General features: G+C 69.8%; 19 protein-coding genes. 17 read left to right on the top strand and 2 right to left on the bottom strand.

What is annotated here, in order from left to right:
- Nucleotides 1–918, top strand: a 918-nt coding sequence (locus tag AC07RV_RS45625; protein ID WP_492713470.1) for an aminotransferase-like domain-containing protein, incomplete at its 5' end; no start/stop codon positions are given.
- Between the two features lie 288 nt (nt 919–1206).
- The gene (locus tag AC07RV_RS45620; protein WP_296787026.1) at nt 1207–2187 is read left to right on the top strand and encodes a 5'-nucleotidase C-terminal domain-containing protein; all 981 of its coding nucleotides are present in this window, start codon (nt 1207–1209) and stop codon (nt 2185–2187) included.
- Nucleotides 2188–2283: 96 nt separating this feature from the next.
- On the opposite strand, the gene AC07RV_RS45615 is transcribed toward AC07RV_RS45620, so the two are convergent.
- The gene (locus AC07RV_RS45615) at nt 2284–2814 is read right to left on the bottom strand and encodes a hypothetical protein (protein WP_296787024.1); all 531 of its coding nucleotides are present in this window, start codon (nt 2812–2814) and stop codon (nt 2284–2286) included.
- 50 nt (nt 2815–2864) lie between these two features.
- On the bottom strand, nt 2865–3560 hold the full coding sequence (locus AC07RV_RS45610; protein ID WP_296787021.1) for a TetR/AcrR family transcriptional regulator: 696 nt from the start codon (nt 3558–3560) through the stop codon (nt 2865–2867).
- Nucleotides 3561–3946: 386 nt separating this feature from the next.
- Between AC07RV_RS45610 and AC07RV_RS45605 the strand changes: the two genes are divergently transcribed.
- From AC07RV_RS45605 to AC07RV_RS45535, 15 genes are all read left to right on the top strand, one after another.
- On the top strand, nt 3947–5194 hold the full coding sequence (locus tag AC07RV_RS45605; protein WP_296787018.1) for an urea ABC transporter substrate-binding protein: 1248 nt from the start codon (nt 3947–3949) through the stop codon (nt 5192–5194).
- A gap of 12 nt (nt 5195–5206) precedes the next feature.
- Nucleotides 5207–6073 carry a branched-chain amino acid ABC transporter permease gene (locus tag AC07RV_RS45600; protein ID WP_296787016.1) on the top strand — a complete coding sequence of 289 codons (867 nt, stop codon included), beginning with the start codon at nt 5207–5209 and terminating at the stop codon, nt 6071–6073.
- Nucleotides 6074–6087: 14 nt separating this feature from the next.
- The gene (locus AC07RV_RS45595) at nt 6088–7941 is read left to right on the top strand and encodes an ABC transporter permease subunit (RefSeq protein ID WP_296787015.1); all 1854 of its coding nucleotides are present in this window, start codon (nt 6088–6090) and stop codon (nt 7939–7941) included.
- Entirely contained in the window at nt 7925–8620 is a 696-nt protein-coding gene (locus AC07RV_RS45590; RefSeq protein ID WP_296787013.1) for an ABC transporter ATP-binding protein, read from the top strand. Before AC07RV_RS45595 ends, AC07RV_RS45590 begins: the two co-directional genes overlap by 17 nt.
- Before the next feature lie 43 nt (nt 8621–8663).
- Entirely contained in the window at nt 8664–9674 is a 1011-nt protein-coding gene (locus AC07RV_RS45585; protein ID WP_296787011.1) for an alpha/beta fold hydrolase, read from the top strand.
- A 2-nt stretch (nt 9675–9676) separates the two neighbouring features.
- On the top strand, nt 9677–9892 hold the full coding sequence (locus AC07RV_RS45580) for a hypothetical protein (RefSeq protein WP_296787010.1): 216 nt from the start codon (nt 9677–9679) through the stop codon (nt 9890–9892).
- Nucleotides 9879–11315, top strand: coding sequence for an amidase (locus AC07RV_RS45575; protein WP_296787007.1), 1437 nt, complete (start codon nt 9879–9881; stop codon nt 11313–11315). Before AC07RV_RS45580 ends, AC07RV_RS45575 begins: the two co-directional genes overlap by 14 nt.
- Nucleotides 11305–12423 (top strand): transporter substrate-binding domain-containing protein, encoded by a 1119-nt coding sequence (locus AC07RV_RS45570; protein ID WP_296787004.1) that lies wholly within the window; start codon nt 11305–11307, stop codon nt 12421–12423. Before AC07RV_RS45575 ends, AC07RV_RS45570 begins: the two co-directional genes overlap by 11 nt.
- Nucleotides 12423–13046: an ANTAR domain-containing response regulator gene (locus tag AC07RV_RS45565; RefSeq protein ID WP_208512485.1), complete on the top strand. Its 624-nt coding sequence runs from the start codon at nt 12423–12425 to the stop codon at nt 13044–13046. Before AC07RV_RS45570 ends, AC07RV_RS45565 begins: the two co-directional genes overlap by 1 nt.
- Nucleotides 13046–14257: an amidase gene (locus AC07RV_RS45560; protein ID WP_296786998.1), complete on the top strand. Its 1212-nt coding sequence runs from the start codon at nt 13046–13048 to the stop codon at nt 14255–14257. The genes AC07RV_RS45565 and AC07RV_RS45560 overlap by 1 nt, the downstream gene beginning before the upstream one ends.
- A 51-nt stretch (nt 14258–14308) precedes the next feature.
- Nucleotides 14309–14812, top strand: a complete 504-nt coding sequence (locus AC07RV_RS45555) for a gamma-glutamylcyclotransferase family protein (RefSeq protein ID WP_296786996.1) — start codon at nt 14309–14311, stop codon at nt 14810–14812.
- Between the two features lie 257 nt (nt 14813–15069).
- On the top strand, nt 15070–15696 hold the full coding sequence (locus AC07RV_RS45550; RefSeq protein ID WP_296786993.1) for a hypothetical protein: 627 nt from the start codon (nt 15070–15072) through the stop codon (nt 15694–15696).
- 32 nt (nt 15697–15728) lie between these two features.
- The gene (locus AC07RV_RS45545) at nt 15729–16880 is read left to right on the top strand and encodes a helix-turn-helix transcriptional regulator (protein WP_296786990.1); all 1152 of its coding nucleotides are present in this window, start codon (nt 15729–15731) and stop codon (nt 16878–16880) included.
- A 149-nt stretch (nt 16881–17029) separates the two neighbouring features.
- Nucleotides 17030–17551, top strand: coding sequence for an RNA polymerase sigma factor (locus AC07RV_RS45540; RefSeq protein ID WP_296786987.1), 522 nt, complete (start codon nt 17030–17032; stop codon nt 17549–17551).
- Between the two features lie 70 nt (nt 17552–17621).
- On the top strand, nt 17622–18007 hold a 386-nt coding region (locus AC07RV_RS45535; RefSeq protein WP_495338108.1), incomplete at its 3' end, for a FecR/PupR family sigma factor regulator.

Below are 18007 nucleotides of genomic sequence, written 5' to 3'. Positions count from 1 at the left end.
CACCTGAAGAGCCGGGGCCTGTCGGTCGCCGCCGACGAGGTGCTGATCACCAGCGGCGCGATCCATGGGCTCGCTTGCTCAGCGATGTCCTTGCTGCGGCCCGGCGATGCGGTGGCGGTGGATGCCCTGAGCTATCCGGGCATCCAGGTGGTGGCCGAGCTCAGCGGGCTGGAGCTGGTGGCGCTGCCCGCGTCCGGCCTGGGGCTCGATCCGGACGCGCTCGACGCCCTGTGCCGCCGCCGAAAGATCCGTGCCGTCTACTGCATGCCCACGCTGCACAACCCGCTCGGCTGGGTGATGCCGCTGGCGCAGCGCGAGGCCCTGATCGCGGTGGCGCGCCGCCGCGGCCTGCTGCTGCTGGAGGATGGCACCTACGCCTTCCTCGAGAAGAAAGCGCCCGCGCCGCTGGCGGCGCTCGCGCCCGACATCACCGTGTATGTCTCCAGCCTCTCGAAGAGCGTGGCGGCCGGCCTGCGCTTCGGCTTTGCATGCGCGCCCGCCGCTCTCGTTCCCAAGATCCATCGTGCGATCCGTGCCACGGTCTGGAACACGCCGACCCTGGTGACTTCGCTGTGCTGCGGCTGGCTGCAGGACGGCACGGTCGCGCGGCTGGAGCAGGAGAAGCGTTGCGACGCCATCGCGCGCCAGCGCATCGTGTCCACGGTGCTGGCGCAGTTCGAGATGGTTCGCCACCCGGCTTCGTACTTCGTCTGGCTGCCCTTGCCCGCCGGGGTGCGGTCGGACGCGGTCGCCATGCGGCTGAAAGAGGACAACGTGCTGGTCTCCACCGCCGCGCCGTATGCCGTGGGCTCTCAGCCGCCGCATGCTATCCGGCTGGCGCTGGGGTCGGTGTCGCATGCCGACCTGAAGCGGGCTTTGGAAAAAGTGAGCGCTATCGTTGCCGGTCTTGCTGATTGAGTGGGAGGGCTGCATTGCACTGAACACCCAAACCTCGCGTCAGCAAGGCTTCATGGCGATGCTCTCCGTATCCAAGCCAACGAGAACTGTGCCCAGCCCCGTTGGGAGGATGTCTGCCACAACCGAATTGCGATAACCTCTCGCTCTCAAGAATCCCTGTCCCCAGGCGGAGTTGATTCGGGCATCTTGGCCAATGGCTGTCTTGGCGCCATCAGGCTTGTGCTCTGGTTCGGAAAAATCCAATAGTAGGAGCCGGAAAAGATGCCAGGCCGATGCGAACCAAGGTCGATGATCTCCGCAAGACAGAAACAGCGGTCGGGGGACGCCAAACGACGCTCTCAAGAGGAAGAAGACGTTCATCGGAAACACGTCGAGGCGCAGTGGGAGATACGAAAGATCGTCGCCGGCTGGATTGCGGCGATCGCCATCCCGATCGCTATCGCCATCGGTGGCTGGTTGATCAATCTCGCCCTGAAGGATCGTGACGCTCAGACAAAGTACATCGAACTGTCTGTCTCGATACTTTCATCCGAGCCAAAGCCCTTCGATGACTACCGAGCGATGAGGAAATGGGCGGTCGATACCTTGGAAAAGTACTCGAAAGTCCCTTTGCCAGCGCTTGCGAAGTCCGGCCTCGAGAACTCGCTGCAACTCACTGGCAAGGGGCTTGCGGCAGAGGTTGGGGTGACGCTGACCACGCTCGATAGCCGCAGAGGCCCTGGTATTCCTATCGAGATGAGCTTTGAAAATCTGGTGACAGATGCTCTGCGTTCCGCTTTCTCTGGTGCGCCGAAGGCCGATTTCGCGATCATCACCTCGAATTCTTTTCGAGGAAAGAGAATCTATTCTCCGGGGGTCAAGCTCACCAGGGAAGATTTTTTGAGAGAGATGCCGTTCTCTAATTCGGTGGTTCTGCTTTCGATGAGCGGTGCTCAGTTGCTGGATGCAATTCAGGAAGCCGCGAATCAGCCAGGAGCAGGTGGCATTCCTCAGGTATCAGGGCTGTCCGTGAAGTACTCGGAAGACAAGTCAAAGATAAAAATAGAGTCGCTGATCGTGGGAGGAGATCTGATCTCCCCCGAAAAGAAGTATCTGGTCGCCACCACAAGTTTCGATGCCGCGGGACATGTCCGAAAATTTCACGATGCCGAGCAAGTTGCTCATACGAGCACGGGGCGTCATATCTACGACGTCGTGCTCTTGCATATGTACGACGAGCGATCGGTTTCGCCGGTGATTGAGGGCCGCATCGCACGGCTGAAATCGTAGTTGTTACTCCAGGCGCAGATTGGGTCGGGGTCGAGCAAACCCTCAGATCACCAGAAAGCTGCGGGATAGCTTGGCGGCGCTGGGCCGCCGAACCTCCTACAACCGTATAGCGGTCTCTGCGAATCTTCCGTCTGCAACGACGACCGGTTGCGGCCGCAGCCGATAGTGGCTCAGATGGCTCTTGCGCATCTTCTCGAGCGCATGCGGTTCTTCGGGCCAACGGCACCAGTTCGGCCGCGGTGCGCCAAGGGCCGCGAGCCGCGCCATGACCACCTGCTCGGTGCGCGCGCATTCGGCTTCCGCCGCGGCCAGTTCCGCCTGGAGGCCGTCGATCTCGCCCTGGTAGCGCGCCAGGGTTTCGCGCGCGCGCCGGAGGCTCGCGAGCACCGGGAATGCATTCGACGCGCTGCCCGCGAAGTAGGTCCGCGCGAACTGTCCCGGATCGGCTTCGTATTCGAGGATCTGCTGCTGGCAGTGAAAGATCAGCGCCTCGCCACGCGCGCAGGCGCAGCGGCGCTCGCGCAGCTTCTCGTAGCTGCCGCGCAACTGCAGTGCCAGTTGCCGCGGGACGGCCGGGCGCCTGGTCTTCGCGAGCGCGGGCGATGGCGGCGCGCTGAAGGTGGGCATGGGAAAGCTCATCGACATGCGGCTGCTTTCGAACGAACCCGTGACACGGCTCAGCCGGCGCCGGGCACGTTGCGCACGCCGGCCTCCAGGTAGTCCATGAACTCGCGCCGCTCGCGCGCCTCGTTGCCGCGCTCCGACATCGGCATCACGCCGAAGGGCGAGCGCTTGAGGTAGCTGCGGTAGGAGATGCCGTAGTACACGACATTCATGCTGAGGATGAGCCGGTACTGGATCGTCTCGCGCGGCGTGCCGGGCAACCGTGCCTCGAGCAGCTCGACCGCGAGGCCCAGCAGCTTGCGGTGCAGCTTCGCGGACAGCCGCTGGCCGGCCTCGCCGAAGTCCCAGCCGAGCCGGCCGATGAAGCTCACCGCGTCGCGGCCGAAGCCCGGCGTCTGCAGCATCTCGATCATCGGACCGAAGGCGGCTTCCATGATGTCGCGCACGCCATGCGGCCGCGCGCGCAGCGCCTCCAGGCCCGCGCACGAACGCGGCTCCAGCCATTGCTGCAGCATCGCGGTGATCTCGCCCACCAGTCCCTCGCGGCTGCCGAAGTGGTAGTGGAGCGCGGAGGCGTTGTTCGCGCCCGCCGCCACCACGATGCGCCGCAGCGAGACCGCGTTCATGCCTTCGCGCGCCATCAGCTTCATGGCCTCGGCGAGCAGCCGCGCATGCGTGCTGTCGCCGGGGGCGTCGACATGCGGCGCGGGGGCGGCGGGCTTGGAAGTTCGGCGGGCGAGGGCGGGCACGGGCGGAATAATGCAAGTTGATTAATCCATCTGCATCAGCGGATACCCTCGACCGCCTCGGAGCGCCTTCGCCCTCGCAGTGGAAGCGCAGCGCGGCCTCGGGTGTCATCCCGTTGACACCCGCACTCACGCTGCGTTAACCTGCGCGCCGTTCCCTTCTCCGGCAGCTTTGCCGGATTTCCTCGGCGCCCTCGCGGCGCAACCGGCAGCTTCGCTGGTTCTCCCCTCGGCAGTTCTGCCGTCCCCTTCGTGTCCGCGGTCGCACCGCATTGCCGACGCGCTTGCGCGCGCTTCGCATGGTCTGCCCATGCGCGCGTGCCGGCGCCTGCATCGGCATGGCGTCCCGGGCACGTCGATCCATCCAGACACCCCAGGAGACAGCCACCATGCACACCCCTTCTTCGCGTCCCTTCGCGCGGCTTGCCGGACTCTTCCTCGCCGCGGGCTTCGCCGCCTTCGGCACCTACGCCTTCGCCGCCGGCGAGCCGGTGCGTATCGGCGCCATCTTCGACAAGACCGGCGGCCTCAACATCTACGGCATCCAGCAGAGCCGGGCGCTGCGGCTCGCGGTCGACGAGATCAACGCGGCGGGCGGCGTGGCCGGCGCCAAGGTCGAGGTGGCCGAGGCCGACGCGCAGTCGGAGGACGCCAAGTACACGCAGTACACGACCACGCTGATCCTCAAGGACAAGGTGCAGGCGCTGTTCGCGGGCCTCACGAGCTCGAGCCGCGAGGCGATCCGCCCGATCGTGCGGCGCTCGAAGATCCCTTACTTCTATTCCTCGCTCTACGAGGGCGGTGCCTGCGACCGGCAGACTTTCGTGACGGGCGCCACGGCCTCGCAGCAGCTCAGCGTGCTCGTGAAGTGGGCGATCAAGAAGTACGGGCCCAAGGTCTACATCATGGCGCCCGACTACAACTTCGGCACCATCTCGGCGCAGTGGGTGCGGCTCTACGCCAAGGAGTTCGGCGGCGAGGTGGTCGGCGCCGACTTCCTGCCGCTCACGCTGACCGACTATTCGCCCACCATCAACAAGATCCAGCAGGCCAAACCCGACTTCGTGGTCGCGCTGCCGGTGGGCGCGAACCAGACCGGCTTCCTCGAGCAGATGGCGGCCGCGGGCCTGAAGAGCCGCGTGGGCGTGGTATCGACCAACTACGGCGGCGGCAACCAGCAGGTGGTGGTGTCGCCGCAGGCCGGCGAGGGCATCGTGGCCGCGCTCGAATACTTCGCCTGGCTCGACACGCCGCGCAACAAGGCCTTCAAGGCCTCCTGGGAGAAGGCCTACGGCAACAAGGAGCCGGTGACCGCGGTCGCGGTCGACGTCTACAACGCGGTGCACCTGTGGGCCAAGGCCGCCAACAAGGCGAAGTCGGCCGAGCCCGCGAAGGTGATCCAGGCCTTCGAGGAGGGCGAGGGCGTGGCCTTCGACTCGCCGGCCGGTCCGGTGTCGATGCAGCCGAAGTCGCACCATGTGCGCCAGAACATCTACATCGGCGTGGGCACGAAGACGCAGAGCTTCGAGATCGTCGAGACCTACGCCTCGGTGGCGCCGAAGTTCGAGGACCAGGTCTGCGACCTGGTCGCCAAGCCGCAGACGGCGCAGCACTTCACGCCCGGCGCGTCGAACTGAGCGAGGCCCCCGATGGAATGGGATCAATTGCTGACCGGCGTGCTCTCGTCGGTCGCCAGCGGCTCGGTGCTGCTGATCGCGACGCTCGGCCTGGCCGTGGTGTTCGGGCTGATGGGCGTGGTGAACCTCGCGCACGGCGAATTCATCATGTTCGGCGCCTACGCGGCGCTGACCGCGGTGCGCGCGGGCGTGCCCTTTCCGCTCGCGGTGGCGCTGGCCGCGCTGGCGGCCGCGGCCTTCGGCGCGCTGGTCGAATGGCTGATCGTGCGGCGCCTGCACGGCCGGCCCTTCGACACGCTGCTGGCCATGTGGGGCCTGAGCCTCGCGCTCTACCAGAGCGCGGTGCTGCTGTTCGGCACGGTCACGCCGGGCATCGGCATGCCGGCGTCGAACGTGCGCATCGGCGACTACACGATCTCCAGCTACCTGCTGTTCCTGATCGTGGTGGCGGCGGTGCTGATCGCGGCCGTGTATGCGCTGCTCACGCGCACGAACTACGGCCTGATGGCGCGCGCCGCGATCCAGGACCCGGCCACCGCGGCCGCGATGGGCGTGCGCACGGTGCGCATCAACAACCTCACCTTCGCCTTGGGCTGCGGCCTCGCGGGCCTGGCCGGCGCGATCCTGGTGCCGGCCGTGCCGGCCACGCCCAGCATGGGCTTCGCCTTCGGCATCAAGGCCTTCCTGGCGGTGGTGGTGGCGGGCCCGGTCACGCTCGCGGGCACCATCGCCGCGGGCGGCATCCTGGGCTCGGCCGCGAGCGCGGTGGCCAGCGTCTGGTCCACCGTCGCGGGCGACGTGGTGTTCTTCGTGATCACGCTCGTGGCCCTGCGCGCCTGGCCGCAGGGCATCTCCGAGCGCTGGCGCCTGAAGCTCTGAACGGGAGGCCACGCATGAACATGAGCAGAACCCTGGCGGCGCCCGTGACCGCAACCCGCACCGCCGCGCGCCGTGCGGCACCCTGGTGGCTGGCCACCGTCGCCGGCACCGTCGTGCTGGGCGCCGGCGCCTTCTTCGTCGACGAGTACCTCGCCTACCTCGCGAGCTCCTGGCTGATCTTCGGCCTGCTGGGCCTGAGCCTGGACATGGTGTGGGGCCGCGGCGGCATGCTGAGCCTCGGGCAGACGGCCTTCTTCGGCCTCGGCGGCTACGCGGGCAGCGTGGCGGCGATCAACCTCGCGAGCGTCACCGGCAACACGCTGGTGTGGTCGCTGCCAGTTGGCGCAATCGTGGGCGCGGCCGCCGCCGGCGCGGTCGGCTGGCTGCTGTTCCACGGCCGCCTTGGCGCGCTGCAGGCCACCATCCTGACCTACACCGTCACCCTGCTGCTGTGGACCGGCAGCATCTCGTTCTCGGCGCGCTTCGGCGACGCGGTGGTGGGCGGCGACAACGGCCTGTCGAACATCCCGGGCATCGTGCTGGGCTTCGGCGCCGACGCGCAGGGGCTCGGGCCGCAGGGCACCTTCGCCTGCGTGCTGGCGGTCTCGGCGCTGGTGCTGCTGGGCGTGCGCGCGCTGCTGCGCTCGCCCTTCGGCACGGTGGTGGACTGCGTGCGCCTCGACGGCCCCAAGACCGAGCTGCTGGGCTACGACGTGCGGCGCTGCCAGCTCGTGGTGTTCACGCTGGCCGGCGGCATCGCGGGCCTGGCCGGCGCGCTCTACGGTGCCTGGGCCAACTACCTCAACCCCTCGCTGTTCAGCGCGCAGCAGGCGCTGCTGGTGCCGATCTACGTGCTGGTCGGCGGGCTCGGCACGCTGGCCGGCCCCTTCGTCGGTGCGGTGGCGGTCGGTGGCCTGTCGTACTGGCTGGGCGGCGGCGTGGTCGGCGGGCAGACCACGCTGATCATGGGCGTGGCGCTGATCCTGCTCGTGCTGTTCTTGCGCGGCGGGCTGCTCGGCGGTCTCGGCCGGTTGTGGGCGCTACGCGGACAGGGCGGCGCGCAGGGCAAGACGCGCCAGGCCAAGACCGCGATGGACGTGGACCTCGTGCGCGGCCTGCGCGAGGGCGCGGCCGTGCCGGCGCCGGTGCTCGAGATCCGCGACGGGGTCAAGCGCTTCGGCGGCGTGGTGCCCGTCAACCGCGTCACTCAGCGCTTCGCGCCGGGCCGCGTGCGCTGCCTGATCGGACCCAACGGCGCGGGCAAGAGCTCGCTGCTGCGCTGCCTCACGGGCACGCACCTGCTCGACGCGGGCGAGATCGTGCTCGACGGGCGACCCGTCACGCGCTGGATGCCGTACCGCCGCGTGCAAGCCGGCGTGGGCATCAAGATGCAGGTGGCGCAGGTGTTCGGCGAACTGAGCGTACGCACCAACCTCTGGATCGCCGCCTACAGCCGCGACCGCGATGCCGCGGTCGCCGACCGGCTCAGCGAACGCACGCTGCGCGCGCTCGGCCTCGAAGCGCTGGCCGAGCGCGATGCGGCCGACCTCTCGCATGGCGAGCAGCAATGGCTGGACCTCGGCATGGTGCTGTGCCTGCAGCCCTCGGTGGTGCTGCTCGACGAGCCGGCCGCGGGCATGACCGGCGACGAGCGCCGCGAGCTCTCGCAGCTGGTGCGCGTGCTGGCCGAGACGGCGGCCGTGGTGGTGGTCGAGCACGACATGGCCTTCGTGCGCACGCTCGACGCCGAAGTGACCGTCCTGCACCGCGGCGAGGTCTTCGCCCAGGGCGACCTCGACACCCTGCGCCAGGACGAACGCATCCTGGACATCTATCTCGGGAGACAGCAGCATGTTCGAAGCCATTGAGATCAGCGGCGGCTACGGCAAGACGTCGATCGTCGAGCGCGCCAGCCTGCGCGTGGGGCGCGGCGAGATCGTCGCGCTGCTGGGCCGCAACGGCGTGGGCAAGTCCACGCTGATGCGCCTGCTGGTCGGCCAGGCCACGCCCATGGGCGGCAGCGCGCGGCTCGACGGCCGGCCGCTGCCCGAACGCACCGACGACCGCGCGCGCTGCGGCCTGGGCTACGTGCCGCAGGGGCGCTTCGTGTTCCCGCGGCTGTCGGTCAGCGAGAACATCGCGCTGGCGGCCGTGGCCTGCGGCCATCCGCGCGCCGAGGCGATCGCGCGCGCCTTCGCCGACTTCCCGGCGCTGGTGCCCAAGGCCAACGACCTCGCGGGCCGGCTCAGCGGTGGCCAGCAGCAGATCCTCGCGATGGCGCGCGCGCTGGCCACGCGGCCGAAGCTGCTGCTGCTCGACGAACCGACCGAGGGCGTGCAGCCCTCGATCGTCGACGAGATCGCCGAGGTGCTGCTGCGGCTGCGCCGCGACGGCCTGTCGGTGCTGGTCGCCGAGCAGGACCTGAACTTCTGCCTCTCGATCGCCGAGCGCGCCTACGTCATGGACCAGGGCCGCATCGTGCGCGAGACGCGCAAGGCCGAGCTCGAGGGCGACCGAGCGCTCCTCCAGGAACTGCTCGGCGTCTGAGCCCCCACATCCACGCACACATCCAAAGACAGGAACGAACACCATGGACCACGAGATCTTCGAGGCGGGCGACATCGCCCTGCAATCGGGCCGCATGCTGCGCAACGCGAAACTGGCCTACAAGACCTACGGCAAGCTCAATGCGAAGCGCGACAACGCCATCGTCTACCCGACCTGGTTCGCGAGCACGCACGCCGACAACGAATGGCTGATCGGGCCCGGCAAGGCGCTCGATCCGTCGGAGTACTTCATCGTCGTGCCGAACTCCTTCGGCAACGGCGTCTCGAGTTCGCCGAGCAACCAGCCCGCGCCCAACGACCGCGGCCGCTTCCCCGACGTGACCGTCTACGACAACGTGGTGCAGCAGCACCGGCTGGTGACCGAGCACCTGGGCATCGACACCTTGCGGCTGGTCACGGGCTGGTCGCTGGGCGCGGTGCATGCGTTCCACTGGGCCGCGCTGTACCCGGACATGGTGCAGCGGCTGCTGCCTTTCCAGGGCGCCGCGCGCGCGTCGCGCCACTTCCAGGTCTTCTTCGCGGGCGTGAAGGCCGCGCTGCAGGCCGACGCCGAATGGCGCGAAGGCTTCTACGAGCGGCAGCCCGAGCGCGGCCTGCGCGCCGCCGGCCGGGTGTACGCGGGCTGGGGCTTCTCGCAGAAGTTCCTGCGCGACCGGCTCGACATCGAGGCACTGGGCTTCGCCTCGCTCGAGGACTTCCTGATCGAGTTCTGGGAAGGCTGGCTGCTGTCGAAGGACGCCAACAACCTGGTCGCGTCGCTGTGGACCGGGCAGCACGGCGACATCGCCGACAACCCGGTCTACCGGGGCGACTTCGTCGCGGCGCTGTCGGCGATCAAGGCGCGCGCCATCGTCATGCCCTCGTCGAGCGATCTCTACTTTCCGCCCGAGGATTCGGCCTTCGAGGTCGCGCACATGCCCAACGCCGAGCTGCGCGTGCTGCCTTCCGACTGGGGCCACCTGGCGGGCAAGGGCCTGCACGAGCCCGACAACGCGTTCATCGACAACGCGCTGCGCGAACTGCTGGCGGCATGACCATGGCAACCGCTCCCACCAAGTCCGCCGCACCCTGGAACGCCGACAGCGTGGCCGCGCATCGCCGCGCCGCGGGTCTCGCGGCGCTCGACCCCGCGCTGTGCGGCGAGGTCGCGGCGATCCTCGAGGACCTGCGCACGGGCCTGTGCGAGATGCCCGGGCGTGCCTGGTTCGCGCTCGTTCCACCGTCGACGGAGACCGATCATGTCCATCGCTGAGACCATCGACGGCGCGGGCGTGGCGCAATTGACCGCGCTGATCCGCCGCGGCGAGCTCGGCGCGGTCGAGCTGGCCGAACGCCGGCTCGCCGACATCGAAGGCCGCGCCGCGCGCACCAACGCCTTCGTGACCGTCGACCGCGAAGGCGCGCTGGCCCAGGCGCGCGAGGCCGACCGCGCGCTGGCGCGCGGCCTGCCGCTGGGGCCGCTGCATGGCGTGCCGATCGCGGTGAAGGACAACGTGCTGACCGCCGGCCTCGGCAGCAGCGCGGCCTCGGCCGTGCTGGCCGACGCGCCGCTGCAGGGCGAGGCGCCGCTGGTCGCGCGGCTGCGCCGGGCTGGCGCCATCGTGCTGGCCAAGACCAACATGCACGAGTGGGCCTACGGCGCGACCAACAAGGGATCGCACCATGGCCCCACGCGCAACCCCTGGGACCCGCTCGCGATCACCGGCGGCTCCAGCGGCGGCTCGGCCGCTTGCGTGGCCGACGGGCTGCTGCCGCTGGCCATCGGCACCGACACCGGTGGCTCGATCCGCATTCCCGCCGCGGCCTGCGGCATCTCGGGCATCAAGCCGGGCACCGGACGCGTCGAGGGCGAGGGCGTGCTGCCGCTGGCCTGGAGTTTCGATGCCGCCGGGCCGATGGCACGCAGCGCCGAGGACCTGTGGCTGGGGCTCGATGCGATGTGGCCCGGCGCGGCCGGCGATTCGTCGCGCCATGCCGCGCAGTTCCGCGAGGCACGCGGCCGCGCCCGGCTGCGCATCGGCGTGCTGGTGGGCGAGGGCTTCGAGACCGCGTCCGACGTGGGCCGGGCCTTCGAGGCCGCGCTCGAGGTCTTCGGCCAGCGCGGCAGCGAGCTCGTGCCGGTGCCGGTGCGCGGCATGGCGGCGGTGTTCGCGGCCTGGAAGGCCATCATGTACGCGGAAGCCAGCACCTTCCACCGTCCGCTGATGCACGACCGGGCGCGTCACTACGCACCCGACGTGCGCGCGCTGCTGCATGCGGGCGAGAGCGTGTCGGCCGTCGACTACCTCGCGGCGCAGCAGTTCCGCGGCGCCTTCTGCGCTGCGTTCGCGCGCGACATGGCGGGCCTCGATGCGCTCGCGCTGCCGACGCTGCCCGTGACCGCGCCACCATTGGCAGAATCGCGCATCGAATTCGCCGGCCGCACGACCACCGTCCAGGACGCCATGACCGCCATGCCCTGCCTCGCCAACTTCACCGGCCTGCCGGCGGTGAGCCTGCCTTGCGGCTTCGGCGACACGGGCCTGCCGGTGGGCCTCACGCTGATCGGCCACCCTGGCGGCGAGTTCGCGCTGCTCGGGCTGGCCGCGGCCTTCCAGGACGACACCGCCTGGCATGCGATGCGGCCCGGCCATGCGATGGCCATGGGCCAGGAGGAGGGCACGCATGTCCGATGAGATCGGCGTGGGCGTGCTGTTCGCCCAGACCGGCAACATGGCCGTGACCGAGCAGGCGCTGCTGAGCGGCACGCTGGTCGCCATCGACGAGATCAACTCGGGCGGCGGCGTCGCGGGCCGGCCCATCGTGCCGATCATCGAGGACCCGGGCCCCGATCCCGCGAGCTACCGCGACATCGCGCGCCGCATGGTGCTGCACCACCAGGTGCCGGTGATCTTCGGCTGCTGCTCGTCGGCCAGCCGCAAGGCCGTGCTGCCGGTGGTCGAGCGCCACGGCGCGGTGCTGTTCTATCCCTCGGTCTACGAAGGCTTCGAGTATTCGCCCAACGTGATCTACACCGGGCCCACGCCCGCGCAGACCATCGTGCCACTGATCAAGTATCTGTTCGCGCACCACGGGCGGCGCTTCTTCCTGGTCGGTTCCGAGTACGTGTTCGCGCGCGAGATCTCGCGCATCGCAAAGGAGTTTCTGCTCGAGAGCGCGGGCAGCGTGGCAGGCGAGACCTACCTGCCCATGGGCGCGCCCGACAGCGCCTTCGCCGAGGTGGCCGAGCGCATCGCCGCCGCGCGGCCCGACGTGGTGCTCAGCACCGTGGTGGGCGCCGACACCGCGCGGCTCTATGCGGCCTGCCACGCCATCGGCGCCACCTCGGCCGGGCATCCGATCGCGAGCCTCACCGCGAGCGAGGCCGAGATCGCGGCGCTGAGCCCGGCCGCGCGCGCGGGGCACCTCACGGTCGCGCCCTACTTCGCGGGCATCGAGAGCCCGGCCAGCGCGCGCTTCACCGCGCTCTACGAGAAGCGCTACGGCGCCGGCCGCCGGCCCAACATGTATGCCGAGGCCGGCTACCTGCAGGTGCACCTGTTCGCGCGCGCGGTGCCGCGCGAGGGCGCGCCCGACCCCGACCGCATCGTGCGCAGCCTCGGTGGCACGCGCCATGCTTCGGCCCAGGGCGAGGTCGAGATCGACGCCGACACCAACCACACCGCGCTCAAGGCCCGCATCGGGCGCTCGCGCGAGGATGGCGGTTTCGACCTGCTGTGGGAGGATGCTTCCATCGTCCGCCCCGATCCCTACCTCGTCGCCTACGAACGGAAGATCCTCTGATGACGCCCGATCCGATCCAGCTGCGCTCCCTGCGTGACATCCGGGTCGCCGTCATCCATCCCGACGACGAGGACGCCCGCGTGCTGTGCGAGCAGCTGCGCCGCTTCGGTTGTCGCGTCACCGCGCTGTGGCCCGAGCCGAACCACCTGCCCGAGGGCACCGAGGCCGTGTTCTTCAGCATCCAGTCGGAGCGCGATGCCTCGCATCCCTGGCTGGCCGGTTCCTCGCACGCGGTGCTGATCGCGCTGCTGGCCTACGAGAACCCGGCCGTGCTCGAGGCCGCGGCGGCGGCCAATGTGCACGGCGTGCTGCCCAAGCCGATCCGTCCCTTCGGCGTGCTCGCCACGCTGTACGTCGCGCGCATGCTGTTCCGCTACGAGGAGCGGCTGCTCAACCGCATCGCCAAGCTCGACGAGACCCTGCGCACGCGCCGCATCGTCGAGCGCGCGATGAAGATCCTCGCCACGCGCCAGGGCATCTCGGAGGACGAGGCCTACGCCATCATCCGGCGCGAGGCCATGCGCAAGCAGTTGCCGGTGTCATCGATGGCCGAGTCGATCGTGCATGCGGAAGCGATCTACGGGCTGCCGCCCGATCGCGGCGCTTCGGATCCGGCCGAGTGATGGCCCGCGCTCCCGTCCAGAGTCCGGAACGCTTCGGGCTCGATCCTTCGTTCGCGCGCGATCCGAGCGATCCGTACGGTGATGGTCCGCTGAGCGGCCTCGGCTTCGCTGCCAAGGAGGTGTTCGACCTCGCGGGCCACGTCACGCGCTCGGGCAACCCCGACTGGCTGCGCACGCATGTGCCGGCCACGGCCGACGCACCCGCGGTCGCGCGCCTGCTCGAGGCCGGCGCGCGGCTGCGGGGGCGAACGCTCAGCGACGAACTCGCGTTCTCGCTCGCCGGCGAGAACCTGCACTACGGCACGCCGCTGAACCCGCGCGCACCCGGCCGCGTGCCCGGTGGCTCGTCGAGCGGCTCGGCCGCCGCCGTGGCCGGTGGCTGCGTCGACTTCGCGCTGGGCACCGACACCTCGGGCTCGGTGCGCATCCCGGCCAGCTACTGCGGCCTGTACGGTCTGCGGCCCACGCATGGCGCGGTCGATGCGCGTGGCGTCACGCCGCTGGCGCCGGCCTTCGACACGGTCGGCTGGTTCGCCGCGACCGCGGCGGTGCTCGAGCGCGTGGGCGTGGTGCTGTTGCCGCCGGGCGAGATACGGTCACTGCGACGCATCGTGCCGATCGTCGATGCCTTCGACGATGCCGCGCCGGGCGTGGCCGCAGCGCTTCGTCCCGCGCTTCATCGCCTGGCGTCGCTGGGCCTGGCCTTCGATGCGCCCGCGCAAGGCTTGGCGCTGGCCGCTGCGGCACAGGCCTACCGCGTGCTGCAGAGCGCCGAGGTCTGGCGCACGCATGGCGAATGGTTCGAGCGCACGCGGCCATCGATGGCGCCCGAGATCGCGGCGCGGCTGCGCGCCGCGTCGCAGGTCACGGCCCATGAGATCGAGGCCGCGCGGCGCGAGGCCGACGCGCTGCGCGCGAGCATCGACGACCTGCTCGGGCACGACGGCGTGCTGTGCCTGCCGACCGCACCCGACGTGGCGCCGCGGCTGGGCGCTTCGACGCAGCCCGATGCGCAGACCCGCATGCGCGTGCTGGCCCATACCTGCATCGCGGGGCTGTGCGGCTTGCCGCAGCTCAGCCTGCCGCTGGGGTGGGTCGATGGCCTGCCCGTGGGATTGGGGCTGATCGCGGGGCGGGGGAGGGATCGGGATCTGCTGGCGTTGGTGGGGCGGATCGCATCCGACGATGGGAACAAGACGGCGAGGGCTTGATCTACATTCGGCTGAAAGAGGCCATCGATGCCGAGGAGCAAGGACAAGGAGATGGAGCAATTCGAGAAGGATCTGCTCCAGTCGATCGCGGAGATGAAGCGCGGCGAGTTTGCATCTCGCATGCCCAACCTCGTGTTCGTCTTCGGCACCCTGAAAGAGGGCTACCCCAACTTCGCCACCAACCGCGGCCGCCGCATCCCCGGCGACTTCGTCACGCGGGAGCGCTATCCGCTGTACCTGATGGGCGAGCGCTTCTCGCCCTGGCTGGTGTTCCTGCCCGGCGAAGGGGAGCGCGTCGTCGGCCAGCTGTTCGAGGTCGACGATGCGGCATTGGCGGCCATGGACCTGCTCGAGCGGGTCAGCGAGGCGGACGGCTATCGGCGGGTGCCGATCGGCGTCGAAGACGTCGGCGAGGCCTCCGGGCCGCCAAGGATCGTTCACGCCTATGTCAAGCCGCCCGAGCAATTCGATGGGGCGCAGGCGAGGCTGGGCCCGCTGACCGAATACACGATAGCGCATGCCGGGCTCTATCGCTCGCGCTCGGCCATGCCCTGAGCCACGGCGGCCTTCGGCGATAGCAGCGCCACGGGGCATCACCGTATCCGGTAGCGCCGCTCCCAGGCCCGCCGGCCCCCGCCTCTCATTCATTTGCATGATGTGAGTGCCTTCGTATTCAAGAACACTGGCTTCCAGGGCGCCCCGGAGGGGCGAGCCCGGATACCAGGATCTACAACGAGGAGCTTCCCACCATGGCGCGTGCATTCCAGCGTTCCTGCATCGGCGTTGCGGCGTGCCGGCTCCGGTCGCCTGCAATGGCCGTCGCCGCCGCGTTGCTCGTGGCGGCCGGCACGGGCGCCGCCCATGCCGCCGATGCCCTCGTGTGCGAGCACGACGCCACGGTGACTGAGCGCTTCATCCCCGTCGAGCTGCTGACCGGCCTGCCGCTGCCCGCGCCCGAATCGCAGGCGCTGACCTTCGGCGAGGTCGATCGCACCTATCCCTTCGTCGACGTGCTGCCCGACGGCAGCGTGGGGTCCGGCGAGGTCGCGCTCAAGGGACCGATGAAGTGGTCGGGCTACCGGGGCATCGAGTTCGAGGTCTACGAGCGCAAGGTGCCGCGGGCGCATGAGCGCTTCGCGCTGACCGAGGACAAGAGCGCCATCGGCCGCGTCTACGACCAGCGCTTCGGCAATGCCTACAACGAGGGGAAGTTTCCCGTCGGCAAGTGGCAGCAGGGCCAAAAGAAGAACTACGACACGCTCTACAACACGCGCAGCGCCGTGTCGTCGCTCGAGATCGAGAAGCTCTCGTGCACCTACGACGGTATCGCCGGCGCGTTGCAATACCGCTGGCGCACGAACAACGGCCTCGATTACGGGTACATCTACGCGCCCGGCAAGGGCGTGGTCCAGGTCTTCACCTACAAGGGCGGGCGTTGAACGGTTCGCCGAGAACACGTTCGCGACGAGCCATGAGCTGGGACGCCGGCCTGAACCCCGCCATCGCAGCCGCCTGCGCGGCGGCCACCGATGCCTCGCGCTGGGAGACCATGCTCGAGGCGCTGTGCGAACGCTTCGGCGCCACCGCCGCGGCCATCCACACGCCGCGCGGCGCGCCGGCCGGCAAGCCGCTGTTCGTCGACATCGGGCTGCCCAAGCACACGGTGCCCGACTACATCGACTACTGGTCACAGAGGGATCCGTGGTTCGCGGGCGCCGCGACCAAGGAGATCTGCGTGCGCACCGGCGAATGCGGCATCGGCCGCGAACTCTGCGAATGGAGCGAGCTGGAGCGCATGGACTACTACCACGAGTTCGCGGCGCCGACCGGCGTGCATGGGTTGCTGGCGATGATCGTCGACGACGGCAGCCGGCCCGCGCAGGCGCCGCTCACGGCCATCGGTCTCTATCGCCGGCCAGGGCTCGAGGAGTTCAGCTACCAGGACAAGCGCGCCTTCGAGGCGGTGCACAAGCCGCTGCAGCTCGCGCTGCATGCGCACTGGTCGCTGGTGCGCTCCACGCCGGTCGAGAAGGCCACCGCCGATGCCTTCGACGTGGTGCCCAAGCCGCTCGTGGTGCTGGCCGCCACGGGCGCGATCCTGCATGCCAACGTCGCGGCCGCGGCCCTGCTGTCGCGCAGCGACTGGATCGGCATCCGCAACGGCAAGCTGGCGCGCCTGGGCCAGTTGGGACCGGAAGCGGTGGAGGCCTCGCTGCGCGAGGTGGCGCGCGGCCTGATCCAGACCCATGTGCTGTGGACACCCGAAACCGCGCGACCGAGTGCACCGGCCATCGCGCGGCTGGTGCCGCTGGACGAGGGCAACGCCTGCCGGCTCGCCTGGCCGCATGCGGTGGCGCTGCTGATGGTCGAGGAGCCGCCCGAACGCGAGGCCAGCGATCGCCGGCTCGAGGCCCTCGCGCAGCAGTACCGGCTCACGCCCTCGGAGCTCCAGTTGGTCGTGCAGCTCTCGGAAGGCGCGCGGCCGGCCCAGGTCGCCGAGCGCTGCGGCATCTCGATCAACACCGTGCGCACCCATCTGCGCAACATCTTCGACAAGACGGGCGTGCGGCGGCAGAGCGAGTTGATCCGGTTGCTGGGGCCGTTGGCGCTGTCGGGACGTTGAAGCAGGGGGCGATGCCGCGAGCCGCCCACGCCCACCTGCTCGCCTTCCTATAATCGCGACCCTCCCGCCCGGCCCGCGCCAGATCCAGCCGCCGCCACATCGCCAGCACCCGGACGGATTCAACAGAGCCGGTGTGGCTGGAGTGCATCGTGGCGGCACGTTATTACCTGGAGCTTTTCAATTTCTGCAACCGGTACCTGCGCGACCGCGCGCTGGCGCAGGACATCGTGCAGGAGGTCTACGCGCGCTTCGCCGCCTTCGAGCGCCATGGCGCGCAGCCAGTGGTCGAGGTGCGCGGGCTGCTCTACCAGATCGCGCGCAACCTGCTGGTCGACCACCATCGCCAGCAGATCGTGCGCGCGCACGACAGCGACGACGTGCTGCTCGAGATGCCGGCGCCCGATGCCGACAACCCCGAGGTGGCCTATGCGGCGACGCAGCGCATGCGGCTGCTGGTCGCGGCGATCGAGAACCTGCCGCCGCGCTGTCGCGAGGCCTTCGTGCTGCACCGCATCGAGGGGCTGCCGCAGGCCGAGGTGGCGCAGCGCATGGGCATCTCGCGCAACATGGTCGAGCGGCACGTGATGATCGCGGTCGCGGCCTGCCGCAAGCGGCTGCGCGACACGACCGAGGCGCCCCAACCCGCGCCGGCGCGGCCCGAGAAAATTTGAGGCACCGCCTCAGGATCGGCGCTCCCGATCCGTCATCATCCAGGCCGAGACGCCGAATTTCCGCACCCCGATGAACGACCGCACGCGCCCCACCGCCCCCGGCATGCCGGCGCGCGATGGCGCGCGCATACCGGACAGGCCGGACACCGCGGGCGAGGAACTGCTCGAGGAGCTGTCGCCCGCGGAGTTCGAGGCACTGCGTTGGTCGGTGCGCCTCGGCGACGGACTCGATGCCGCGGAGCGCGCCGAGTTCGAGGCCTGGCGCCGGGCCGATCCCGCGCACCAGGCGGCCTACGACGAGATGACCGGCGTGAGCGCGGCGATCGATGCGATGCCCGCGGCGGGCGCGGCGCGGCTGCAGGCACGCGTGGCGATCGACCGGGCCGGCGAATCGGCCACCCATGCCGCCGTGCCCGTTGCGCCCGCAACGCCGCCGGCCCCGCGGCGCCCCACGCG

Source organism: Variovorax sp. GW821-FHT09B01 (genome assembly GCF_059418345.1).
Note: the sequence above shows the minus strand (reverse complement) of the source record. Positions and strands in the feature narration are given on the sequence as shown.